This window comes from Pseudomonas sp. IT-347P, assembly GCF_949768005.1.
In the GTDB taxonomy this organism is placed as follows: domain Bacteria; phylum Pseudomonadota; class Gammaproteobacteria; order Pseudomonadales; family Pseudomonadaceae; genus Aquipseudomonas.
The window spans coordinates 156,567-174,891 of the sequence record NZ_CATKPQ010000058.1; the positions used below are offsets into that span (position 1 = coordinate 156,567).

Here is an 18,325-nt window from a genome sequence, read left to right on the forward strand (position 1 = left end):
GCGGTCAGATTGTTCTGTCACGTTTGTCAGGCAATTCGCTGATCAGCATGAACAGGCGGAACAACACCACACTGGTGAACAGTTGCAGGAAGCTGTGAGCGCTGTCGATCAGGATCGCGATCATGGGGTTTTGCGGTTCGGGGTACACCGCCAAGGTCGCGCCTTTGAGCAACCACAGCGGCGTCATCACGCAGAGGATACACAGCAGGATCCGCCAGAAATGCCCACGGGTCAGGCGCAGGCTTTCCTTCATGGCCTGCAAGGGGCCCATGCCGCGCAGCACCAACAAGTATTCACCGAACGCGAGCATGACCATCAACATCAGGCCCGGCAGGAAATACAGCGACAGGCCCAACAGGATCAGCAAGGTATTCAGCGCCGTGAGCAGCGCGAAGCGTGGCCACAGAGTGGCGGCCATCGCCAGCAGGTCACGGTTGCGCGGCGCCTCGCCACGGCTGCGCGCATCGAGGAACAGAATCAGCGCCGCGGTGTACAGCGGATACACCAGCAAACCGACGACGATGCTGATCGCCGAGATGTTTTCCGGCCCGCTGGCGTGATCGACCACCTGTTGCAGGAACGCTTCGAAGATCACCAGCGGCAGGCACAACCGTACGATGCTGCCCAAATGGCGTTTGAAAAAATACAGAGAGTCGCGCAGTACTTCTAGGGCATTCATCAGTCGGTATCGCAGGTCGAAAACAGTGGCTCACTTTAACCGATGATGGCTGGCGCGACACAAACGTAAACATTCGGTAAAGGTCATTGAAACGTTTTGTCACCGTCTCCATTACAGGAAAGCACCTCGGCCAACGTGGACGAGGGCAATGTGATCCCCGGCAATCTATGAGGTCGCCATGAACAGCGAAGAGCAAACCCTGATCGATGGACTGTTTTCCCGGCTGCAACAGGCCGAAACGGAGGCAGCCCCGCGTGATGCCCAGGCAGAGGCGCGGATCAAGGAACACCTGACCCGCCAGCCGGCGGCAGGTTATTTCATGACCCAGGCGATTCTGGTGCAAGAGGCGGCGCTAAAGAGCCTCGACGAGCAGAACAAGCAATTGACTCAGCAAGTCCAGCGTTTGCAGGCTGAGTTGCAGTCGGCCAAGGCCCAGAGTACCGCTCCGGCGTCGAGCGGTGGAGGTGGTTTCCTGTCGAGCATTTTTGGTGGCAACTCGCGTCCGGCGCCAACCCAGAGCGCCCCGGCCTCGACTGGCGGCTGGCGCGAACCGGCACCTCAGCCGAATTATGCGCCCCCGGCGCCACAACAGAACTTCGGCGCAGCGCCGCCTAATTATGCGCAGCAAGCGGCTCCGGCTGCGGGCAGCAGCTTCCTCGGCGGCGCCTTGAAAACGGCGGCGGGTGTGGCCGGTGGCGTGATGCTGGCGCAGGGCATCAGCAGCCTGTTCCACCACAACCAGCAACCGGAAGAAATCGTTGAAGTGATCAAGGAAGAACCGGCACAGGTCGCTGACCAGAGCAATAACGGTTGGGGCGATGACCTGCGTGTGGCCGATAACGGCTTCTCTGGCAATGACCAGAGCGGATTCAGCGACACCGACTACAGCGACGACAGCTCATCGTTCTTTGATGACGACGATTCCTTCGTCTGATTCACCATTCGTCCGGAGCCCGTGAGGGCTCCGGGCTGATTATTCGCGGAACCTTCCTTCGGACTGGCATACTGAGCGCCTTTTTCGGGCCTGGCGCCTGATCCCGCTTCGTGCGCTTGCGCGCCCACAGGAACTCCGGTGAAAAAAATCGCAGTGTTCGCCGACGTGCAGAACCTCTACTACACCGTGCGTCAGGCCTATGGTTGTCATTTCAACTACGCCGCATTGTGGGCAGACATCAGCAAAGACGGGCAGATCGTCGAGGCCTACGCCTACGCGATCGATCGCGGCGACAGCAAACAGCAGCAGTTTCAGCAGATCCTGCGCAACCTCGGTTTCACCGTGAAGCTCAAGCCTTACATCCAGCGCAGCGACGGCTCGGCCAAGGGTGACTGGGACGTGGGCATCACCCTCGACATCATGGATGCCGCCGACCACGTCGACGAAATCGTCCTGGCCTCCGGTGACGGTGATTTCGACATGCTGTTGGAGCGCATCATCAGCAAACACGGCGTGCAAGCGGTCGCCTACGGCGTACCGGGCCTGACCGCCAACTCGCTGATCCGCGCGGCCAGCCGTTATGTGCCGATCGAAGGCGCGCTGTTGCTCAAGAATTAATTTGAACGGAGTAGAACCCGGTTTGGAACGCATTGCAGTCATCGACTTTGAAACCACCGGCCTGTCGCCGAACAGCAGCTGCCGCGCCACGGAAATCGCCGTGGTCATGCTGGAAAACGGCCGTATCGTCGAGCGTTACCAGAGCCTGATGAATGCCGGTGTACGCGTGCCCGCGTTCATCGAACAACTGACCGGCATCAGCAACGCCATGCTGCGCACTGCACCGCCGGCGGAGCGGGTGATGGAAGAGGTCAATGAGTTTGTCGGCTGCACGCCACTGGTCGCCCACAACGCCTCGTTTGACCAGAAGTTCTGGGATTTTGAACTGGGGCGGATCAAACGCACGCGATTGCAGAACTTTGCCTGTTCGCTGTTGCTGGCACGGCGCTTGATGCCTGCGGCGCCGAATCACAAGCTCGGCACCCTCACCACCTTCGCGCGCCTGCCACACACGGGCCAGGCTCACCGGGCCATGGCCGATGCCGAGATGGCGGCCAACCTGATGGCGCATTTGGCGGAAGAGTTGCGGCACAAGCACGGCGTCAGCGAGCTATCGCACGACCTGCTGTGCAAACTGCAGAAAGTCCCTGCCGCGAAAGTCAGCGAACACTTGCAGCGTTACCGCTGATCCTGAATCCAGTACAAAAACCCTGTGGGAGCGAGCTTGCTCGCGAATGCGGTGTGTCATTCAACTTCTATGTGACTGATCTACCGCTTTCGCGAGCAAGCTCGCTTGTATGGTAGGACTTGAAGGGAGGAGGAGGGACAAGGCTCGATTCTGACTGTTGACGCAGCACAGACCGTGGGAGATTTCGCCCCTCCTCCTTTCACCCAAGCGCCGATAAAGAATGCATCTGGCTAGACCGACGATAGGAACAAGCCTGCGCCTCTGGGTGAGCCCTTCAAGTGCTCAAACCTTATCCCGGAGGAAATCCTGTGGCAATGCCAGTCGCTCTATCAAATCCGATCGTTGGCGTGGATGTCGCCAAAAATGAACTGGTGATTTATCAGGCCGATAGCGATTTGCTTGAAGCGATTCCCAACACCAAAACATCCATCAAGCAGTGGCTGAAGGCCTTGCTCGGCCCCGTGTCCATTGCCATTGAGGCAACCAACATCTACCACCTGGAATTCGCTGATTTGGCCTATGCAGCCGGTTGCACGGTTTACATGGTGGGCGGCTATGAACTCAAACATTACCGCGAAGGCGTGAAGATCCGCGCCAAAACCGACGCATTGGATGCCAAGCTGCTGGCCCGTTATCTGAAGAACGAAGCCGAGGAATTGCACCCCTGGACTCCGCCATCACCGCTGTACCGCCAGCTCCTGAGCCTTTTCCGCCGCCGCGCGGCTTTGGTCCAGGCCAGGGTCGGCCTGGTGCAGAGCTGGTCGAATGAGCCGCTGTTGAAGGCAGCTTTTGCTGAACAAATAAAATCCATGCAGCGGCTTGAAACGATGATCGAAAAGACGATCAACGATCAGCTCAAACAAGCCGGTTTGCTCGGCCAATTGAAGCGTTGCCTGAAAGTTGAGGGCATTGGATTTCTGACCGGAGCGCGCCTGCTCACGGCGTTTCAGCGGGGGGAATTTAGCAACGCGGATGCGTTTATCGCCTTCTTGGGAATGGATTTACGGGTATCGAAATCAGGGCAAAAGGACGGTCGCCGCAGCTTGACCAAGCGCGGAGACCCCGAGGCCCGTCGACTTTTGCACAACGCAGCGATGTCGGCTAGCCGTACGATAGCCTGGAAAGGGTTTTACGAAGCCCAAAGAGCACGGGGTTTCAGCACCACGCAGGCGTTGGTGATGCTGGCTCGCAAACTTGCTCGGGTGGTATTCGCCTTGCTGAAAGGGCAAAGCGAATATCAGGCAAAAGTCAGTTGAGGGCTTCCCCTCAACCATAGAATCTCCCACAGTAGGGCTTATTGTCATCAGGATTTGCCGTTACTTTCGATCTGGCCGAGCGGCACACGCTTTTCGATCGCGCTCGACAACACAATCGAGGTCTTGCTGAAGCCGAATTTCGCTACGCGATTGATCAACTCTTCCAGCTCCGGCATCGAGCCCACTGCGCCTTTCATGATCACGCACGAATCCCCCGTGACCCGAAAACACTCGGTCAACTGCGGGATTTTCACCAGTTCGTCATACACCTTCTGACTGCCGTTCTGGTGCAGGCGCAGTTCGATCACGCACTGGATCGGCAGACCGATTTTCGACAGGTCGATTTTTGCCTCATACCCGGTTATCACCCCGGCCGCCTCGAGCTTGGCCACGCGCTCGGCGACGGCGGGGGCGGAGAGGTTCACTTTGCGGGCGAGGTCGGCGTAGGACGCGCGACCGTTTTCGAGCAGGGCGCTGAGCAGCATGCGGTCGTATTTGTCCACGGCCAGACTCCTGAAAAATGCAAGACTTTCGAAATCGCGGTTTACGCCGTCGATCTCCGTGATTTCCAAAGTGTATCGGCGCTATAAACAGGTTTTGTAACTTATTTTTGCCCGCGCGCCTTTCTAGAATAATCCATCCGCTACCCCTGACCTTCGAGCTGCCCATGCCTGCCTTGCGCCGTTTTTCCTTGCCGTTGATCGCCGCGTTTTTCGCCCTGTACGTGATTTGGGGATCGACCTATCTGGTGATTCGCCTCGGCGTCGAATACTGGCCGCCGCTGATGCTCGGCGGGGTGCGCTTCGTGATTGCCGGCAGCCTGATGTACGCCTTCCTGCGCTGGCGCGGGGCACCGGCGCCGACTTGGGCGCAGTGGAAAGCGGCGGGGCTCATCGGGATTTTGCTGCTCAGTTTCGGTAACGGCGCGGTGAGCGTGGCCGAGCACACCGGGGTGGCTTCGGGCGTGGCGGCGTTGGCGGTGGCGACGGTGCCGCTGTTTACTTTGCTGTTTGGTTATTTCTGGGGCGCGCGCAACACGCGCCTGGAGTGGGCCGGAGTGGCGTTGGGGATTGTCGGTATTGCCATGCTCAATATGGGGTCCAATCTGCAATCGAGTCCGCTGGGCGCAGCGTTGCTGATTTTCGCGGCGGCGACCTGGGCGTTTGGTTCGGTGTGGAGCAGACATTTGCCGTTGCCGCAGGGCGCGATGGCCAGTGCGGTGGAAATGCTGGTGGGCGGTGTGGTGCTGCTGATCGGCAGTGCGGCGAGCGGTGAACACCTGCAAGCGCTGCCACCGATTGAAGGCTGGCTGGCGCTGGCGTATCTGATCTTCTTCGGCTCGATCATCGCCTTCAATTCCTACATGTACCTGCTCAAACACGTGCGCCCGGCAGCGGCGACCAGTTATGCCTACGTCAACCCGGCGGTGGCGGTGTTGCTGGGGATTGTGTTTGTCGGCGAGACCATTGGTATTGAGGAGGCACTGGCGATGCTGGTGATCATCAGCGCCGTGGTGCTGATCGGCCTGCCGCAGTGGCGCCGGCCAGCACAGCCGCCAGTCGTGGCGCCGCCAGCCGTTCCAACAGAACCGCGTACGAATTAGGGTAAACTGCGCGGCATTGCACACCCGCGCTGAATTTTCCTACGGTACTCCCATGACTTTCGCCACCCTTGGCCTGATCGAACCCTTGCTGCGCTCCCTTGAGACGCTCGGCTACCAGACCCCGACGCCGGTTCAGGCGCAAGCCATTCCGGCCGTGCTGGCCGGTCGTGACCTGATGGCTGCCGCGCAGACCGGCACCGGCAAGACCGCCGGTTTCGCCTTGCCGCTGCTGCAGCTGTTGGCCATGGAAGGGCCGAAAGTCGCTGCCAACTCGGCGCGTGCGCTGATTCTGGTGCCGACCCGCGAGCTGGCCGAGCAGGTTCATGAGTCTGTGCGCCAGTACGCCGAAAACCTGCCGCTGCGCACCTATGCGGTGTACGGCGGCGTCAGCATCAACCCGCAAATGATGAAGCTGCGCGGCGGCGTCGATGTGCTGGTCGCCACGCCGGGTCGCCTGATCGACCTGTTCCGCCAGAACGCGCTGAAACTCGATCAGTTACAGACTCTGGTGCTGGATGAAGCCGATCGTATGCTCGACCTGGGCTTCTCTGAAGAACTGGCGAACATTTATCGCATGCTGCCGAAAAAGCGCCAGACCCTGCTGTTCTCCGCGACCTTCTCCGATGACATCCGCCTGCTGGCCGGGCAGATGCTCAATGATCCGCTGACCGTCGAAGTCAGCCCGCGCAACGTCGCCGCCAACACGGTCAAGCAGTGGATCGTGACGGTGGACAAGAAGCGCAAGGCCGAACTGTTCGTGCACCTGATGCGCAAGAACAAGTGGAAGCAGGTACTGGTGTTTGCCAAGACCCGCAATGGCGTTGATGCGCTGGTGGAAAAGCTTCAGGGCCTGGGTGTGAATGCTGACGGTATCCATGGTGATAAACCGCAAGCCACCCGTCAGCGTGCGCTGGATCGTTTCAAACTCAGTGAAGTGCAGATTCTCGTGGCCACCGACGTGGCTGCCCGTGGTCTGGACATCGAAGATTTGCCACTGGTGATCAACTTCGATCTGCCGATTGTGGCTGAAGACTACATCCACCGAATTGGTCGTACCGGCCGTGCCGGCGCGACGGGCGAGGCGATCTCGCTGGTGTGCGCGGATGAAGTGAACATGCTGTCGGCGATTGAGATGCTGACGCGCCAGACCTTGAAACGTCAGAACGAGCCGGACTTCGAGCCTGAGCACCGTGTGCCGGACACCGACGCCAGTGGGCAGGTGATCAAGAAGCCGAAGAAACCGAAGAAGCCGAAAGCTACCGGGGGTGGCGGCAAGCGCAATCTGGGCAAGTGGGTTGATAGTGGCGAGACTCAGGCGCCGGAGCCATCGATCAAGCCTGTGCGCAAAGTGCCGGTGTTCAATACCGGTCCGCGTAAGCGTAAGCCTTAAAGTCAAAAGCCCCTCACCCTAACCCTCTCCCCGAGGGAGAGGGGACTGATTGGGGGATATTCGGGAATTACGCCGACCTGACCCTACTGCTGTGAATCCATAATCAACAGGACCTTCGCCAGATACCTCGCTCGGCTGACAAACCCCACAATCGACTCAGTCTTTCAGGTCGATGGATGACGTCAGACACCTCGGTCGGTTGACCAAACCCATAATCGACTCGGTCTTTCAGGTCGATGGATGACGTCAGACACCTCGGTCGGTTGACCAAACCCATAATCGACTCAGTCTTTCAGGTCGATGGATGACGTCAGACACCTCGGTCGGCCCCCTCTCCCTCTGGGAGAGGGCTGGGGTGAGGGTTCAGGCAGACGCCTCGGACTTGAGCCACTGCACAATCCCCAACCCCGCCGCCCGCCCGCTGGCAAAACACCCCGTCAGCAAATAGCCGCCCGTCGGCGCTTCCCAATCAAGCATTTCTCCTGCGCAGAACACCCCCGGCAGCGCCTTGAGCATCAAGCGCTCATCCATCGCCTCGAACCTGACGCCCCCGGCGCTGCTGATCGCTTCGTCCAGCGGTCGGGTTTTCACCAAGGTCAGCGGCAACGCCTTGATCGCCCGAGCCAACAGCGCCGGATCAGCGAAGGTCGCCGCGTCAGTCAGTTCACGTAACAACGCCGCTTTCACCCCATCAATCCCGACCTGACTGTGCAAATGCTTGGCCATCGAACGCGAACCGCGTGGCTTGCTCAACGCCGCCTGCAATTTATCCACAGGCCGCCCGGGGAGCAGATCGATGTGAATGACGGCCGCGCCATATTGATTGATCGCCTCACGAATCGGCGCCGACAGCGCATAAATCAAACTGCCCTCAATCCCGGTCGCGGTGATCACGCATTCGCCCAAGCGCGGGACGTCGTCGTTCAGACCGATGGCGATGTTTTTCAGCGGTGCGCCGGCGAATTTGCTGACCATCAATTCGCTCCACGCCTGCACTTCGAAGCCGCAGTTACTGGGCTGCAACGGCGCCAGTCCTACACCTTTTTGCTCCAGGGGCAGCATCCACGCGCCATCCGAACCGAGGCGCGCCCAACTGCCGCCGCCGAGGGCGAGCAGGGTGGCGTCGGGTTTCACGGTGATTTCACCTTCCGGGCTGTCGATGCGCAAAGCGCCGTGTTCATCCCAACCGAGCCAGCGATGACGGGTGTGGATAACTACACCACTGTCGCGCAGGCGTTTGAGCCAGGCCCGCAGTAGCGGCGCGGCTTTCATGTCGGTGGGGAACACACGGCCGGAACTGCCGACGAAGGTTTCGATCCCGAGATCATGAATCCATTGGCACAACGCATCGGCGTCGAAGCCGCGCAGCAATGGCGCGATTCGCGGAGCACGCTCGGCGTAACGTGACAGGAACGCCGGGTAGGCTTCGGAATGGGTGATGTTCATGCCGCCGACGCCGGCCAGCAGAAACTTGCGGCCCACCGAAGGCATGCCGTCGTAGAGATCAACGCGGATTCCGGCCTGGCTCAGCACTTCGGCGGCCATCAGGCCGGCAGGGCCACCGCCGATGATGGCGACGTGAGCGGGGGAGGGGGCGGAAGTCTGGGTCATGGCTGCGCTGCGGTATGGCGGGATAAGGCGCGCATTCTAACAGCGCAATCCGATGTAGGAGACTCCTGTGGGAGCGGGCTTGCTCGCGAAAACGGTGTATCAGGCGCCTGATATTTTGACGGGCCTGCCGCTTTCGCGAGCAAGCCCGCTCCCACAGCGGGAGTTTTGTGAGTTCAGTATCTGTTTAAAAAATAGCCAGTGCTCTGTACGCCGCAGTAGGTATGGCCTGCAGGGCGTTCCACTCAGGTTATCCACAGGCAGCTCCACAGCCATTGTGGGTAACGCAGCACAGCTCAATGACAACCGTGTGACTGCCAGATCCGCTGCGCGCTGTGATGGAGGATGCCGTGGCGGCGGGCAAGGGCGTGGCGATCCTTGCTGTAGCCGCCGCCGATCACGCCGACCACCGGAATATCGCGACCCAGACAATGGCGCATCACGCTTTCATCGCGGGCGGCAACGCCGTCATCGGTCAGTTGCAGATAACCGAGGGCGTCGTCCTTGTGCACATCGACGCCGGCGTCGTACAGCACCAGATCCGGTTGATACAGCGGCAACAGGTAGTTGAGCGTGTCATCCACGACCTTCAGATAATCGGCGTCGCCCATGCCCTTGGGCAGCGGAATGTCCCAGTCGCTTTCTGCCTTGCGTGCAGGAAAATTCTTCTCGCAGTGCAGGGAAACGGTAATAGCCTCGGGCGTGTCATGCAGAATCCGCGCGGTGCCGTCGCCCTGATGCACATCGCAATCGAAGATCAGCACCCGGTTCACGCGACCGCTTTGCAGCAGGTAATGACTGATGATCGCCAGGTCATTGAAGATGCAGAACCCCGCCGGATAATCGTAGTGCGCATGATGAGTGCCACCAGCCAAATGACAGGCCAGACCATGCTCAAGGGCTTTTTCCGCCGCCAGAATCGAACCGCCGACCGCCCGCACCGTACGCCGCGCCAGCGCTTCGTTCCACGGCAGGCCAAGGCGCCGCTGGTCTTCGCGGGACAACTCGCCGCTCATGTAGCGTTCGATATAACTGCGGTCATGGGCGAGGGCGAGGATGTCGTTGGGGCAAATCTGCGGGCGCAGCAGATCGGCATCGCGAGTCAAACCGCTGTCGACCAGGTGATCGCGCAGCAAACGAAACTTGTCCATCGGAAAGCGGTGATCCGCCGGAAACTCGGGGCTGTAGTCTTCGTGGTAGATCAGCGGCAATGGCATGGCGGTTTCGTGTAGGAACGTAGGAAAGAGTGAAGGATCCTACCAGCGATGTAGACTTGCGGCATGGAAACGGAGGGGCACGATGGAGCCGATACTGGAACTTGAAAGCGCGCGCTTGCTGATGCGTCAGTGGCAGGACGAGGATTTGCCGGCATTTGCCGCGATGTGCGCCGATCCTCAGGTGATGCGCTATTTCCCGGCACCGTTGAGCCGCCTGGAAAGCGCGTCGCTCATTGGCCGCGTGCGCGGACATTTTGCCGAGCACGGTTTTGGCCTGTGGGCGCTGGAGCGCAAGGACAGCGGTGAGTTCATTGGTTTCACCGGACTCGGCGTGGTCGGTTTTGATGCGCCGTTCACCCCGGCAGTGGAAATCGGCTGGCGCCTGGCCAAGGAACACTGGGGGCTGGGCTATGCCAGTGAAGCGGCGTGGACCGCTCTGCGCTGCGGCTTTGATCGATTGGCGTTGAAGGAAATCGTCTCTTTCACCGCGCAATCCAATCTGCCCTCGGAAAAAGTCATGCAGGCGATCGGCATGCATCACGCCCCGGAAGACGATTTTGATCACCCGAAGCTTGCTGTCGATCATCCGCTAAGACGGCATGTGCTGTACCGCATCAGCCGCGAACAATGGCTGCAAACCTTGCATGGATAAGCCGACACGGACGTTTACAATGGCCGCCATATCATTGGCCCGCGCCAGAATCTGAATCGGCCGCCGCAGCCAAGACTGCGCGGCATAGTGCTTTGTGTGAGGAGAGTCTGAATGAGCCAAGTGTTGGAAGATCTGGTCGACCTGCTGACCCTGGAACCGATCGAAGAAAACCTGTTCCGTGGCCGTAGTCAGGACTTGGGTTTCCGTCAGTTGTTCGGTGGTCAGGTGCTCGGCCAGTCGCTGTCGGCAGCCAGTCAGACCGTTGAAGAGGCGCGTCACGTGCATTCGATGCACGGTTATTTCCTGCGTCCGGGCGACGCCAAGTTACCAGTGGTCTATTCGGTTGATCGCGTGCGCGATGGCGGCAGCTTCAGTACTCGCCGCGTCACGGCGATCCAGAAGGGTCACCCGATTTTCACCTGCAGCGCTTCGTTTCAATACGACGAGGCAGGCTTTGAGCATCAGAGCCAGATGCCGGTGGTGGTCGGTCCGGAAAACCTGCCGTCGGAGCTGGAGCTGACTCAGCAACGCGCGCATCTGATTCCAGAGCACATGCGTGAAAAGCTGCTGTGCCCGAAACCGATCGAAGTGCGCCCGGTCACCGAAAAAGACCCGTACAACCCGCAACCGGCGGATCCGGTGAAGTACGTATGGTTCCGTGCCGACGGCGCTTTGGCCGACATCCCGGCGCTGCACAAATACCTGCTGGCCTACGCCTCGGACTTCGGTCTGCTGACCACCTCGATGCTGCCCCACGGCAAATCGGTCTGGCAGAAAGACATGCAGGTCGCCAGCCTCGATCACGCATTGTGGTTCCACAATGATCTGCGCGCCGATGACTGGTTGCTCTACGCGATGGACAGCCCGTGGGCCGGCAATTCCCGTGGATTCTCCCGTGGCAGCGTGTACAACCGCGCCGGGCAACTGGTCGCGTCGGTGACGCAGGAAGGCCTGATCCGCCATCGCAAGGATTGGGCATGAGCCTCAAAGAGGTCAGGCACTGGGTGTTCGACATGGACGGCACGCTGACCGTCGCCGTGCATGACTTTGCGGCGATTCGCGTGGCGCTGGCGATTCCGCCGGAGGACGACATCCTGACTCATCTCGCGGCATTGCCGGCGGATGAAGCAGCGGCAAAGCACGCCTGGCTGCTGGAACACGAAAGGGATCTGGCGCTGGGTTCGACCCCGGCGACCGGGGCGGTGGAGCTGGTGCGTGATCTGCACGCGCGCGGTTATCGCCTCGGCATTCTGACCCGCAATGCGCGGGAACTGGCGCATGTGACGCTGGAAGCGATTGGCCTGGCCGACTGCTTTGCGGTGGACGATGTGTTGGGCCGTGATGAAGCGCCGCCGAAGCCGCATCCGGGTGGCTTGCTGAAACTGGCTGACGCCTGGGACGTGCCGGCCAGCGAGATGGTGATGGTCGGTGATTACCGCTTTGATCTCGATTGCGGGCGAGCGGCGGGAGCGCGGACGGTGTTGGTGAATCTGCCGGATAACCCGTGGCCCGAGCTGACCGATTGGCATGCGAAGGATTGTGTCGAGTTGCGGCGGATGCTTCTGGCCTGAGATTTATGTTGTCAGAAGGGACGCCTTCGCGAGCAAGCCCGCTCCCACACTGGATCTGTGCAATGCACAAAATCTCTGTGCACTGAAGATGTAATGTGGGAGCGGGCTTGCTCGCGAAGAGGCCCGATCAACCCCCCAAAACTCATTGCTCGAACAGGGCCTTCTGCCCCTCCGGCGAGGTCAACATCCCATCGCCGTTATGCCCGACCCCGGGCACTTCAACCAGTCGCTGATTCACCCCTTCCGGGTGCCGACGCAGCAAATAGCCGAAGTACAACTTCCCACGTTCGAGGCGATACGCACCCTGTGCCTCAGCTTCACAACGCTTGTCCAGCGCCGGATGCTTGGGGTCGATATCCTGCTGCCCGAGCAGATAAATCACCTCGCGTTTGACGTAACTGCTCTCAAGCTGCAACGGCGTTTGCCCACCGGCATACACCGGCATGTCTGACAGACCGTACTTCCAGCGATTGAAACCCGCGCACTTGGCGTGATCGAACGCCACTGGCCGTTGCTCATTGAAATAGGCGTACGACGACGGATTGGCGACCACATAGCGCAGACGAATGCCGTTAGCCTTCAGGGCCGGCTGATCCTTGGCGAGCAGGGCATAACGCTGCACCACCTGACCGCCGCCAGAGTGCCCGAAGATCACGATTTGCTTCACGTCCGGAAACTGTTTGCGATCACTGATCCGTCCGACGATCTCATCAAGCGCAGCATAGGAACTCAACGGGTTCGGCCCTGCGGACAACCCTCCGCCCATCCAGTCGTTGCCTTGCCAGCGCAGCAACGTGGCGGGGAGCGAATACAGCGCGACATCGCTTTCATTTAGGAACTGCGGCGCGATCACCAGCGTGTGGGCGCTTTGTCCCGCCAGTTCGGCGGCGCTTTCGGCGCTTTTGCGATAGGTTTCCGAGTTGCGCAAACGGCCATGAATGACGATCAGCACACGCTCGATCTTCTCCGGCGCAGGACCAATGCCTACCGCCATTTCCCCAGCCTTGAGTTGCAAGCGACCGGAGCTGATCGCATCGACACCGGCGGCGTGCGCGGTGCTTGCAACGATCAGTAACGCCAAAAGCCATTTGTGCATTTACAGGTTTTTCGCCGCGAAGGTGTCGCACTGGCCGACCTGGCCCTGTGCGAATCCGGTTTTGAACCAGCGCACTCTTTGCGCCGACGTACCGTGGGTAAACGAGTCCGGGACCACACGGCCCTGACCCTGTTGTTGCAGGCGATCATCACCGATGGCGTTGGCCGCGTTCAAGGCTTCTTCAATATCGCCCGGTTCCAGCCAGTTCAAACGCTTCTGCGCGTTGTAGGCCCATACACCGGCGAGGCAATCGGCCTGCAATTCCTGACGCACCAGCAAGCCGCCATCGCCTTCCATCTGCCGACCTTGCTGGCGGGCTGTCTGAATTTTCGCCGAGACGCCAAGAAGCGTCTGCACATGGTGTCCGACTTCGTGAGCGATCACGTAGGCCTGGGCGAAATCGCCAGCCGCTTTGAAGCGCTGGGACATTTCCTGGAAGAACGCCATGTCCAGATAGACCTTCTGGTCGGCCGGGCAGTAGAACGGGCCGGTGGCCGAGGTCGCCAGACCGCAGGCGGAATTCACCCGATTGCTGAACAGCACCAGGGTCGGGTCCTTATATTGCCGGCCGCCCTGCTGGAAAATTGCGCCCCAGGTGTCTTCGGTATCGCCGAGGATCGAGCGGACGAATTCGGCTTGTTCATCGTTGGCCGGCGGCGCCTGACGGGTTTGCGAGGTCGGCGCCGCTTGTTGTGTGGATTGCCCGGCGAGCTGACCGAGAATCTGCAACGGATCCTGCCCGGTGATCCAACCGATGCCGACGATCAACAGGATGGCCCCCAGGCTCAGGCCTTTGCCGCCGCCGAAGCGCATGCCGCCGCCACCACCGGCATCATCACCACGGGCATCGACGACGTTGTCACTGCGTCGGCCTTTTTTCCATAGCATGTGGGAATCCTCTATCTGATCGTGGTGATGAGTGTTGCTGGTGTGTGAGTGTGGCGCCAGTCCGGTCGTCCGTCTATTGGCCACACGCAAACAGGCCCGGCCTCGTGCTGACGAGGTCGGGCCTGTTATTGACGGTCACAGGGCCTGTGAATTCAATCTCGCGACAATATTTAAGCCATGGCTATTAAGGAACGGCTGCAGGAACGGTCTCCTGTTCGAACGCAGTCACGCCGGCAATGTGCCGGGCGGCGATGTAACCGAAAGTCAGCGCCGGGCCGATGTTGATCCCGCCCGCCGGGTAGTGGCCGCCCATGATGCTGGCCATGTCGCCGCCAGCGGCGTAGAGGCCGACGATGGGCTGTTCGTGGGCGTCCAGCACCTGCGCGTGGGGATTGACCTTGAGTCCGGCAAAGGTGCCGAAGCAACCGGGTTGGACTTTTACGGCGTAGAACGGTCCGGTTTCGATTGGGGCAACGCAGGGGTTGGGACGGTTCGCCGGATCACCTTGTTTGCAGTTGTAGGGCGTTGTACCGCGCCCGAACAACGGGTCGTCGCCATGGCGGGCATGGCGGTTGTAATCGTCGAGGGTATTGCGCAATCCGTGCGGGTCGATGCCGCAGGCGCGCGCCAATTCTTCAAGGGTGTTGCCGCTTTTCAGATAACCGCTGCGGATAAATTCTGACACTGGCAGCGGAAACGGCCGGGATATGCCCAAGCCATAACGCCGTTGAAAGGCATGGGTGCAGATCAGCCAAGAGGCGACTTCTTCACCTTCCGCTGCCGCGGCGACCATGGCACTGACGTAGTCGTAGTAACCGTTGGCTTCGTTGACGAACCGTTGGCCGTTACTCAGCACGCCGATGATCCCGGGTTTGCCGCGTTCAATGATGTGTGGGAAATGGCCGGTGCTGCCGTCGGAATGTGGCACTTGCGATACCGGTGCCCAGGCCACGGGCGAAGCCACATTGGAATTGACCCGTGCGCCGACGCTTTCGCCCAGACGCAAGCCATCGCCGCTGACGCCCAGCGGTGGCAGCGCCCAATGCTCGTGGCCGGTGGGCGTGCGCGGGAACAGGGCCTTGCGCCGCTCGATGTCATTGGCAAAACCGCCGGCAGCGAGTACCACGGCTTTGCCTGCATGAATGCGCACGTTGCCTTTGTGGGTATTGATCACGGCGCCCGAAACGCGCGAACCATCACGCAACAGTTCCGTCACGGGCGCTGATTCCCAGAGCAGAACGCCAAGGTCTTCGGCGGACTTCGCCAGCCTTGCCACCAGCGCCACGCCATTGACCAGTTGCATCGCCCGGCCATGCACCGCGAGGTCGCACACGTGCCGAGTGAAACGACGGGTCACGTGCCATGCAGCCTTGAGCGAGCGCGTCAGATTCAAGAACGCCGCCAGATCGGCTCCAGCCATGATCGGCATGCCCATGAAGGATGTTTCGCGCATCGTGGTACGAAGGCGCTTGAGCAGGCGTCCGACTTTGCGTCCATCGTAAGGTGCAGCGATGACCGAGCGGCCCCCGGTGCCGGCACCCGGCGTGTCGCCATGGATGTCGGCAATGGCATTGCCGTCGGCAAATTGCAGCGCGGTGTGTTGCTCGAAAAACGCGACCATGCGCGGCCCCGCTTCCAGGAAGGCGTCGATCATCGCCGGGTCATAGTGTTCGCCCAGTTCATGGCGTAAATAGGTGCGCGGTTGTTCGATGTCTTCGACGATCCCGGCGCGGCGGGCCAGCGGATTGCACGGCACCCACGCCCACCCACCGGACCACGCCGTGGCGCCACCGAATACCGGGTCTTTCTCGACGACGATGACTTTCAGACCATGCCATGCGGCGGTCACGGCGGCCGACAGACCAGCGGCACCAGAACCGACGATCAATACGTCGCAGTCGATATCGGGGTGTTCGGCAGGCATCAAACAACGCTCCAATGCTAAATAATTTTTGGAATTTGATTCCAGAAAATAACCAGCGCACTAGTGGCCCGACAAGTCTTGCTCCTATAAAACGGGCGGTTATCGAACAGCCTGTTCCATATTTCGCTTTACCAGCGATGTCTTCTAGAATCGGCGAAATTTCCTTTGGATACTCCCATGGCTGGCAGTCAAATCGAACGGGTTTTCAGCGTGCTCGAAAGCCTCACCAGTGATCCGCGCGGGCTGCCGATGCAGACCCTGGCCGAGCAATTGGATATCCCCAAAAGCGCCACGCACCGCTTACTCGCTGAGCTGATCCGCTTGGGCTACGTGCGGCAGAATGCGGACACCTTGCGCTATCATCTGTCGACCAAACTGGTCGCGATGGGCTTCCAGTATTTGTCGAGCAGCGGTGCCGATATCGTCCAGCCGGTGCTCGATCGACTGGCGCAGGAAACCGGCGAGCTGGTGCGCCTGGGCGTGATCGACGGCGAGCGGCAGACCTGGATTGCCAAGGCCCAAGGTGCGCGCACCGGCCTGCGTTATGACCCGGACATGGGGCGTGATGCGCCGCTGTTCTACACCGCGTCAGGGCATGCGTGGCTGGCGTGCATGAGTGACGCCGAGGCGTTGTCACTGGTCGAGCGGCAGGCGGCGGAGGTGCCGGTGGGGATCGGGCCGAATGCGCCGCGCTCCAATATCGAGTTGCTGGAACGCTTGCGTCTGGCCCGCGAGCAGGGGTATGCCTGGGTCGAGGAGAGTTCGGCAGTCGGCACTTCGGCGATTGCGGCAGTGGTGAGGCATCCAACGGATGGTCGGGTGATTGGTGTGCTGAGTATCGCCGGGCCGAGTGCGCGGATGCCGGGGGCGCGGTTGCATGAGCTGGCGCCGTTGTTGCTGACATTCACCGAAGAGTTATCTGCGGCAAGCCTGGCCTCAGAACTGTTTATCTAATCTGAATTCACATAGGCCTCTGTGGGAGCGAGCTTGCTCGCGAATGCGTTCTGTCATTCAACATTTAAGTCAGCTGAAAATCCGCCTTCGCGAGCAAGCTCGCTCCCACATTTGATTTTGGGTTCTTCAAGAAATTGTGCGGTGTTCGCACGGTTTCAGGATGGATGGGTGTTTGATTGTGGAACTCGGTTCTAAATTGTTGCCGGAGTGATATTCCAACAACAATCACAAGAGGATCGCACCTTGAATTTGCCCCTTCGAATTGCCCTGATCGGCGCTGGCAACATGGGCCAGCAGCATTATCGGCATCTGCAAACCCTTAGCGAAGCAACGCTGTGCGCGGTGGCAGATCCTGGGCCGCAAGCAGTAGGGCTTGCGGCTGAATGGGGTGTAAGGCGTTTCGTCGATCACCGTCAGATGCTGGAGCTTGTCCGGCCGGACGCGGTCATCGTCGCCAACCCGAATAATCAACACGTCAGCACCGCGCTCGATTGTCTGGCGGCGGGTGTGCCGGTGCTTCTGGAGAAGCCGGTCGGGGTGCACATGGATGAAGGGCGCAAACTGGTTGCTGCGGTTAAAAGCAGCGGCGTGCCGGTGCTGGTCGGCCATCATCGGCGCCACAATCCGCTGATCGTGCGTGCCCATGAACTTGTGCAGAGCGGGGCACTCGGGCGTCTGACCACGGTCACCGCACTGTTCCAGTTGCGCAAACCCGACAGCTATTTCGAGATTCCGTGGCGCCGCGAACCGGGCGCCGGGATGTTGCTGACCAACCTGATTCACGACCTCGACCTGTTACGGCATCTGTGCGGAGAGGTGCGCACGGTGCAAGCGATCACTGACAACAGCGTGCGCGGTTTTGCCAACGCGGACAGCGCAGCGGTGTTGCTGCAATTCGAAGGTGGCACAGTAGGCACCCTGAGCGGATCCGATGCAGTAGCGGCGCCGTGGAGTTGGGAGCTGGGTTCCGGTGAGAACCCGGTGTACCCGCGTCAGGCCGATCAGCCGTGTTATCTGCTGGCCGGGACTGCCGGCGCCTTGAGCATCCCGCAACTCAAGCGCTGGTATTACGCCGCTGATCAGCCCGACGCCGGTTGGCATGAACCCTTGTTGATGGTCGAAGAGTCCTACAGCGGTGAAGACGCTTTACGCCTGCAGTTACAGCATTTCGTACGTGTGGCGCGGCGTGAAGTCGAGCCACTGGTGAGCGCTGCCGATGCCGCGCGCACCCTTGCGCTGGTCGAAGCGATCCGCGAAGCCGCCGCCACTGGCCGTGCCTGCACCCCCGCACTGATTGAGGCTTGAAC

18 protein-coding genes are annotated in these 18,325 nt (G+C 60.4%); 11 read left to right on the forward strand and 7 right to left on the reverse strand.

Translation table 11 applies throughout. The annotated features are described in order from the left end of the window. Positions 1 to 4: 4 nt before the first annotated feature. A complete protein-coding gene (locus tag ACM6IV_RS24965) occupies positions 5 to 679 on the reverse strand; it encodes a YciC family protein (protein ID WP_414872063.1) in 675 nt (224 codons plus the stop codon). Positions 680 to 857: 178 nt separating this feature from the next. On the opposite strand from ACM6IV_RS24965, the gene ACM6IV_RS24970 reads away from it, so the two are divergent. From ACM6IV_RS24970 to ACM6IV_RS24985, 4 genes are all read left to right on the forward strand, one after another. Next, positions 858 to 1,613 carry a DUF2076 domain-containing protein gene (locus ACM6IV_RS24970; RefSeq protein ID WP_414872064.1) on the forward strand — a complete coding sequence of 252 codons (756 nt, stop codon included), beginning with the start codon at positions 858 to 860 and terminating at the stop codon, positions 1,611 to 1,613. Between the two features lie 138 nt (positions 1,614 to 1,751). After that, entirely contained in the window at positions 1,752 to 2,231 is a 480-nt protein-coding gene (locus ACM6IV_RS24975; protein WP_007949802.1) for an NYN domain-containing protein, read from the forward strand. 22 nt (positions 2,232 to 2,253) lie between these two features. Next, positions 2,254 to 2,859, forward strand: a complete 606-nt coding sequence (locus ACM6IV_RS24980; RefSeq protein WP_414872065.1) for a PolC-type DNA polymerase III — start codon at positions 2,254 to 2,256, stop codon at positions 2,857 to 2,859. Between the two features lie 314 nt (positions 2,860 to 3,173). Continuing rightward, on the forward strand, positions 3,174 to 4,115 hold the full coding sequence (locus tag ACM6IV_RS24985; protein WP_414872066.1) for an IS110 family transposase: 942 nt from the start codon (positions 3,174 to 3,176) through the stop codon (positions 4,113 to 4,115). A 47-nt stretch (positions 4,116 to 4,162) separates the two neighbouring features. On the opposite strand, the gene ACM6IV_RS24990 is transcribed toward ACM6IV_RS24985, so the two are convergent. Next, positions 4,163 to 4,618 (reverse strand): Lrp/AsnC family transcriptional regulator, encoded by a 456-nt coding sequence (locus ACM6IV_RS24990; RefSeq protein WP_414872067.1) that lies wholly within the window; start codon positions 4,616 to 4,618, stop codon positions 4,163 to 4,165. Between the two features lie 164 nt (positions 4,619 to 4,782). On the opposite strand from ACM6IV_RS24990, the gene yedA reads away from it, so the two are divergent. Together yedA and ACM6IV_RS25000 are read left to right on the forward strand one after the other, a co-directional pair. After that, positions 4,783 to 5,718 (forward strand): drug/metabolite exporter YedA, encoded by a 936-nt coding sequence (yedA, locus tag ACM6IV_RS24995; RefSeq protein ID WP_414872068.1) that lies wholly within the window; start codon positions 4,783 to 4,785, stop codon positions 5,716 to 5,718. A gap of 52 nt (positions 5,719 to 5,770) precedes the next feature. Then, complete coding sequence (locus ACM6IV_RS25000) at positions 5,771 to 7,108, forward strand: DEAD/DEAH box helicase (RefSeq protein ID WP_414872069.1); 1,338 nt, start codon at positions 5,771 to 5,773, stop codon at positions 7,106 to 7,108. Positions 7,109 to 7,471: 363 nt separating this feature from the next. Here ACM6IV_RS25000 and ACM6IV_RS25005 read toward each other — a convergent pair whose 3' ends face one another. Continuing rightward, on the reverse strand, positions 7,472 to 8,719 hold the full coding sequence (locus ACM6IV_RS25005) for a TIGR03862 family flavoprotein (protein ID WP_414872070.1): 1,248 nt from the start codon (positions 8,717 to 8,719) through the stop codon (positions 7,472 to 7,474). Positions 8,720 to 9,012: 293 nt separating this feature from the next. Continuing rightward, the gene (locus ACM6IV_RS25010) at positions 9,013 to 9,933 is read right to left on the reverse strand and encodes a histone deacetylase (protein ID WP_414872071.1); all 921 of its coding nucleotides are present in this window, start codon (positions 9,931 to 9,933) and stop codon (positions 9,013 to 9,015) included. Positions 9,934 to 10,015: 82 nt separating this feature from the next. On the opposite strand from ACM6IV_RS25010, the gene ACM6IV_RS25015 reads away from it, so the two are divergent. From ACM6IV_RS25015 to ACM6IV_RS25025, 3 genes are all read left to right on the forward strand, one after another. Next, a complete protein-coding gene (locus tag ACM6IV_RS25015; protein WP_414872072.1) occupies positions 10,016 to 10,585 on the forward strand; it encodes a GNAT family N-acetyltransferase in 570 nt (189 codons plus the stop codon). 111 nt (positions 10,586 to 10,696) lie between these two features. Further along, positions 10,697 to 11,566 carry an acyl-CoA thioesterase II gene (gene tesB, locus ACM6IV_RS25020; protein WP_003228466.1) on the forward strand — a complete coding sequence of 290 codons (870 nt, stop codon included), beginning with the start codon at positions 10,697 to 10,699 and terminating at the stop codon, positions 11,564 to 11,566. Further along, entirely contained in the window at positions 11,563 to 12,156 is a 594-nt protein-coding gene (locus ACM6IV_RS25025) for an HAD family hydrolase (RefSeq protein ID WP_414872073.1), read from the forward strand. Before tesB ends, ACM6IV_RS25025 begins: the two co-directional genes overlap by 4 nt. 142 nt (positions 12,157 to 12,298) lie before the next feature. Here ACM6IV_RS25025 and ACM6IV_RS25030 read toward each other — a convergent pair whose 3' ends face one another. From ACM6IV_RS25030 to ACM6IV_RS25040, 3 genes are all read right to left on the reverse strand, one after another. Then, positions 12,299 to 13,252: an alpha/beta hydrolase gene (locus ACM6IV_RS25030; protein ID WP_414872074.1), complete on the reverse strand. Its 954-nt coding sequence runs from the start codon at positions 13,250 to 13,252 to the stop codon at positions 12,299 to 12,301. Continuing rightward, positions 13,253 to 14,140 carry a neutral zinc metallopeptidase gene (locus tag ACM6IV_RS25035; protein WP_414872075.1) on the reverse strand — a complete coding sequence of 296 codons (888 nt, stop codon included), beginning with the start codon at positions 14,138 to 14,140 and terminating at the stop codon, positions 13,253 to 13,255. Between the two features lie 184 nt (positions 14,141 to 14,324). Then, complete coding sequence (locus ACM6IV_RS25040) at positions 14,325 to 16,064, reverse strand: FAD-dependent oxidoreductase (protein WP_414872076.1); 1,740 nt, start codon at positions 16,062 to 16,064, stop codon at positions 14,325 to 14,327. Positions 16,065 to 16,241: 177 nt separating this feature from the next. Here ACM6IV_RS25040 and ACM6IV_RS25045 point away from each other — a divergent pair, with 177 nt between their 5' ends. Together ACM6IV_RS25045 and ACM6IV_RS25050 are read left to right on the forward strand one after the other, a co-directional pair. After that, positions 16,242 to 17,018 (forward strand): IclR family transcriptional regulator, encoded by a 777-nt coding sequence (locus ACM6IV_RS25045; protein WP_414872077.1) that lies wholly within the window; start codon positions 16,242 to 16,244, stop codon positions 17,016 to 17,018. 243 nt (positions 17,019 to 17,261) lie between these two features. Beyond that, positions 17,262 to 18,323 carry a Gfo/Idh/MocA family protein gene (locus tag ACM6IV_RS25050; RefSeq protein ID WP_414872078.1) on the forward strand — a complete coding sequence of 354 codons (1,062 nt, stop codon included), beginning with the start codon at positions 17,262 to 17,264 and terminating at the stop codon, positions 18,321 to 18,323. Positions 18,324 to 18,325: the final 2 nt, after the last annotated feature.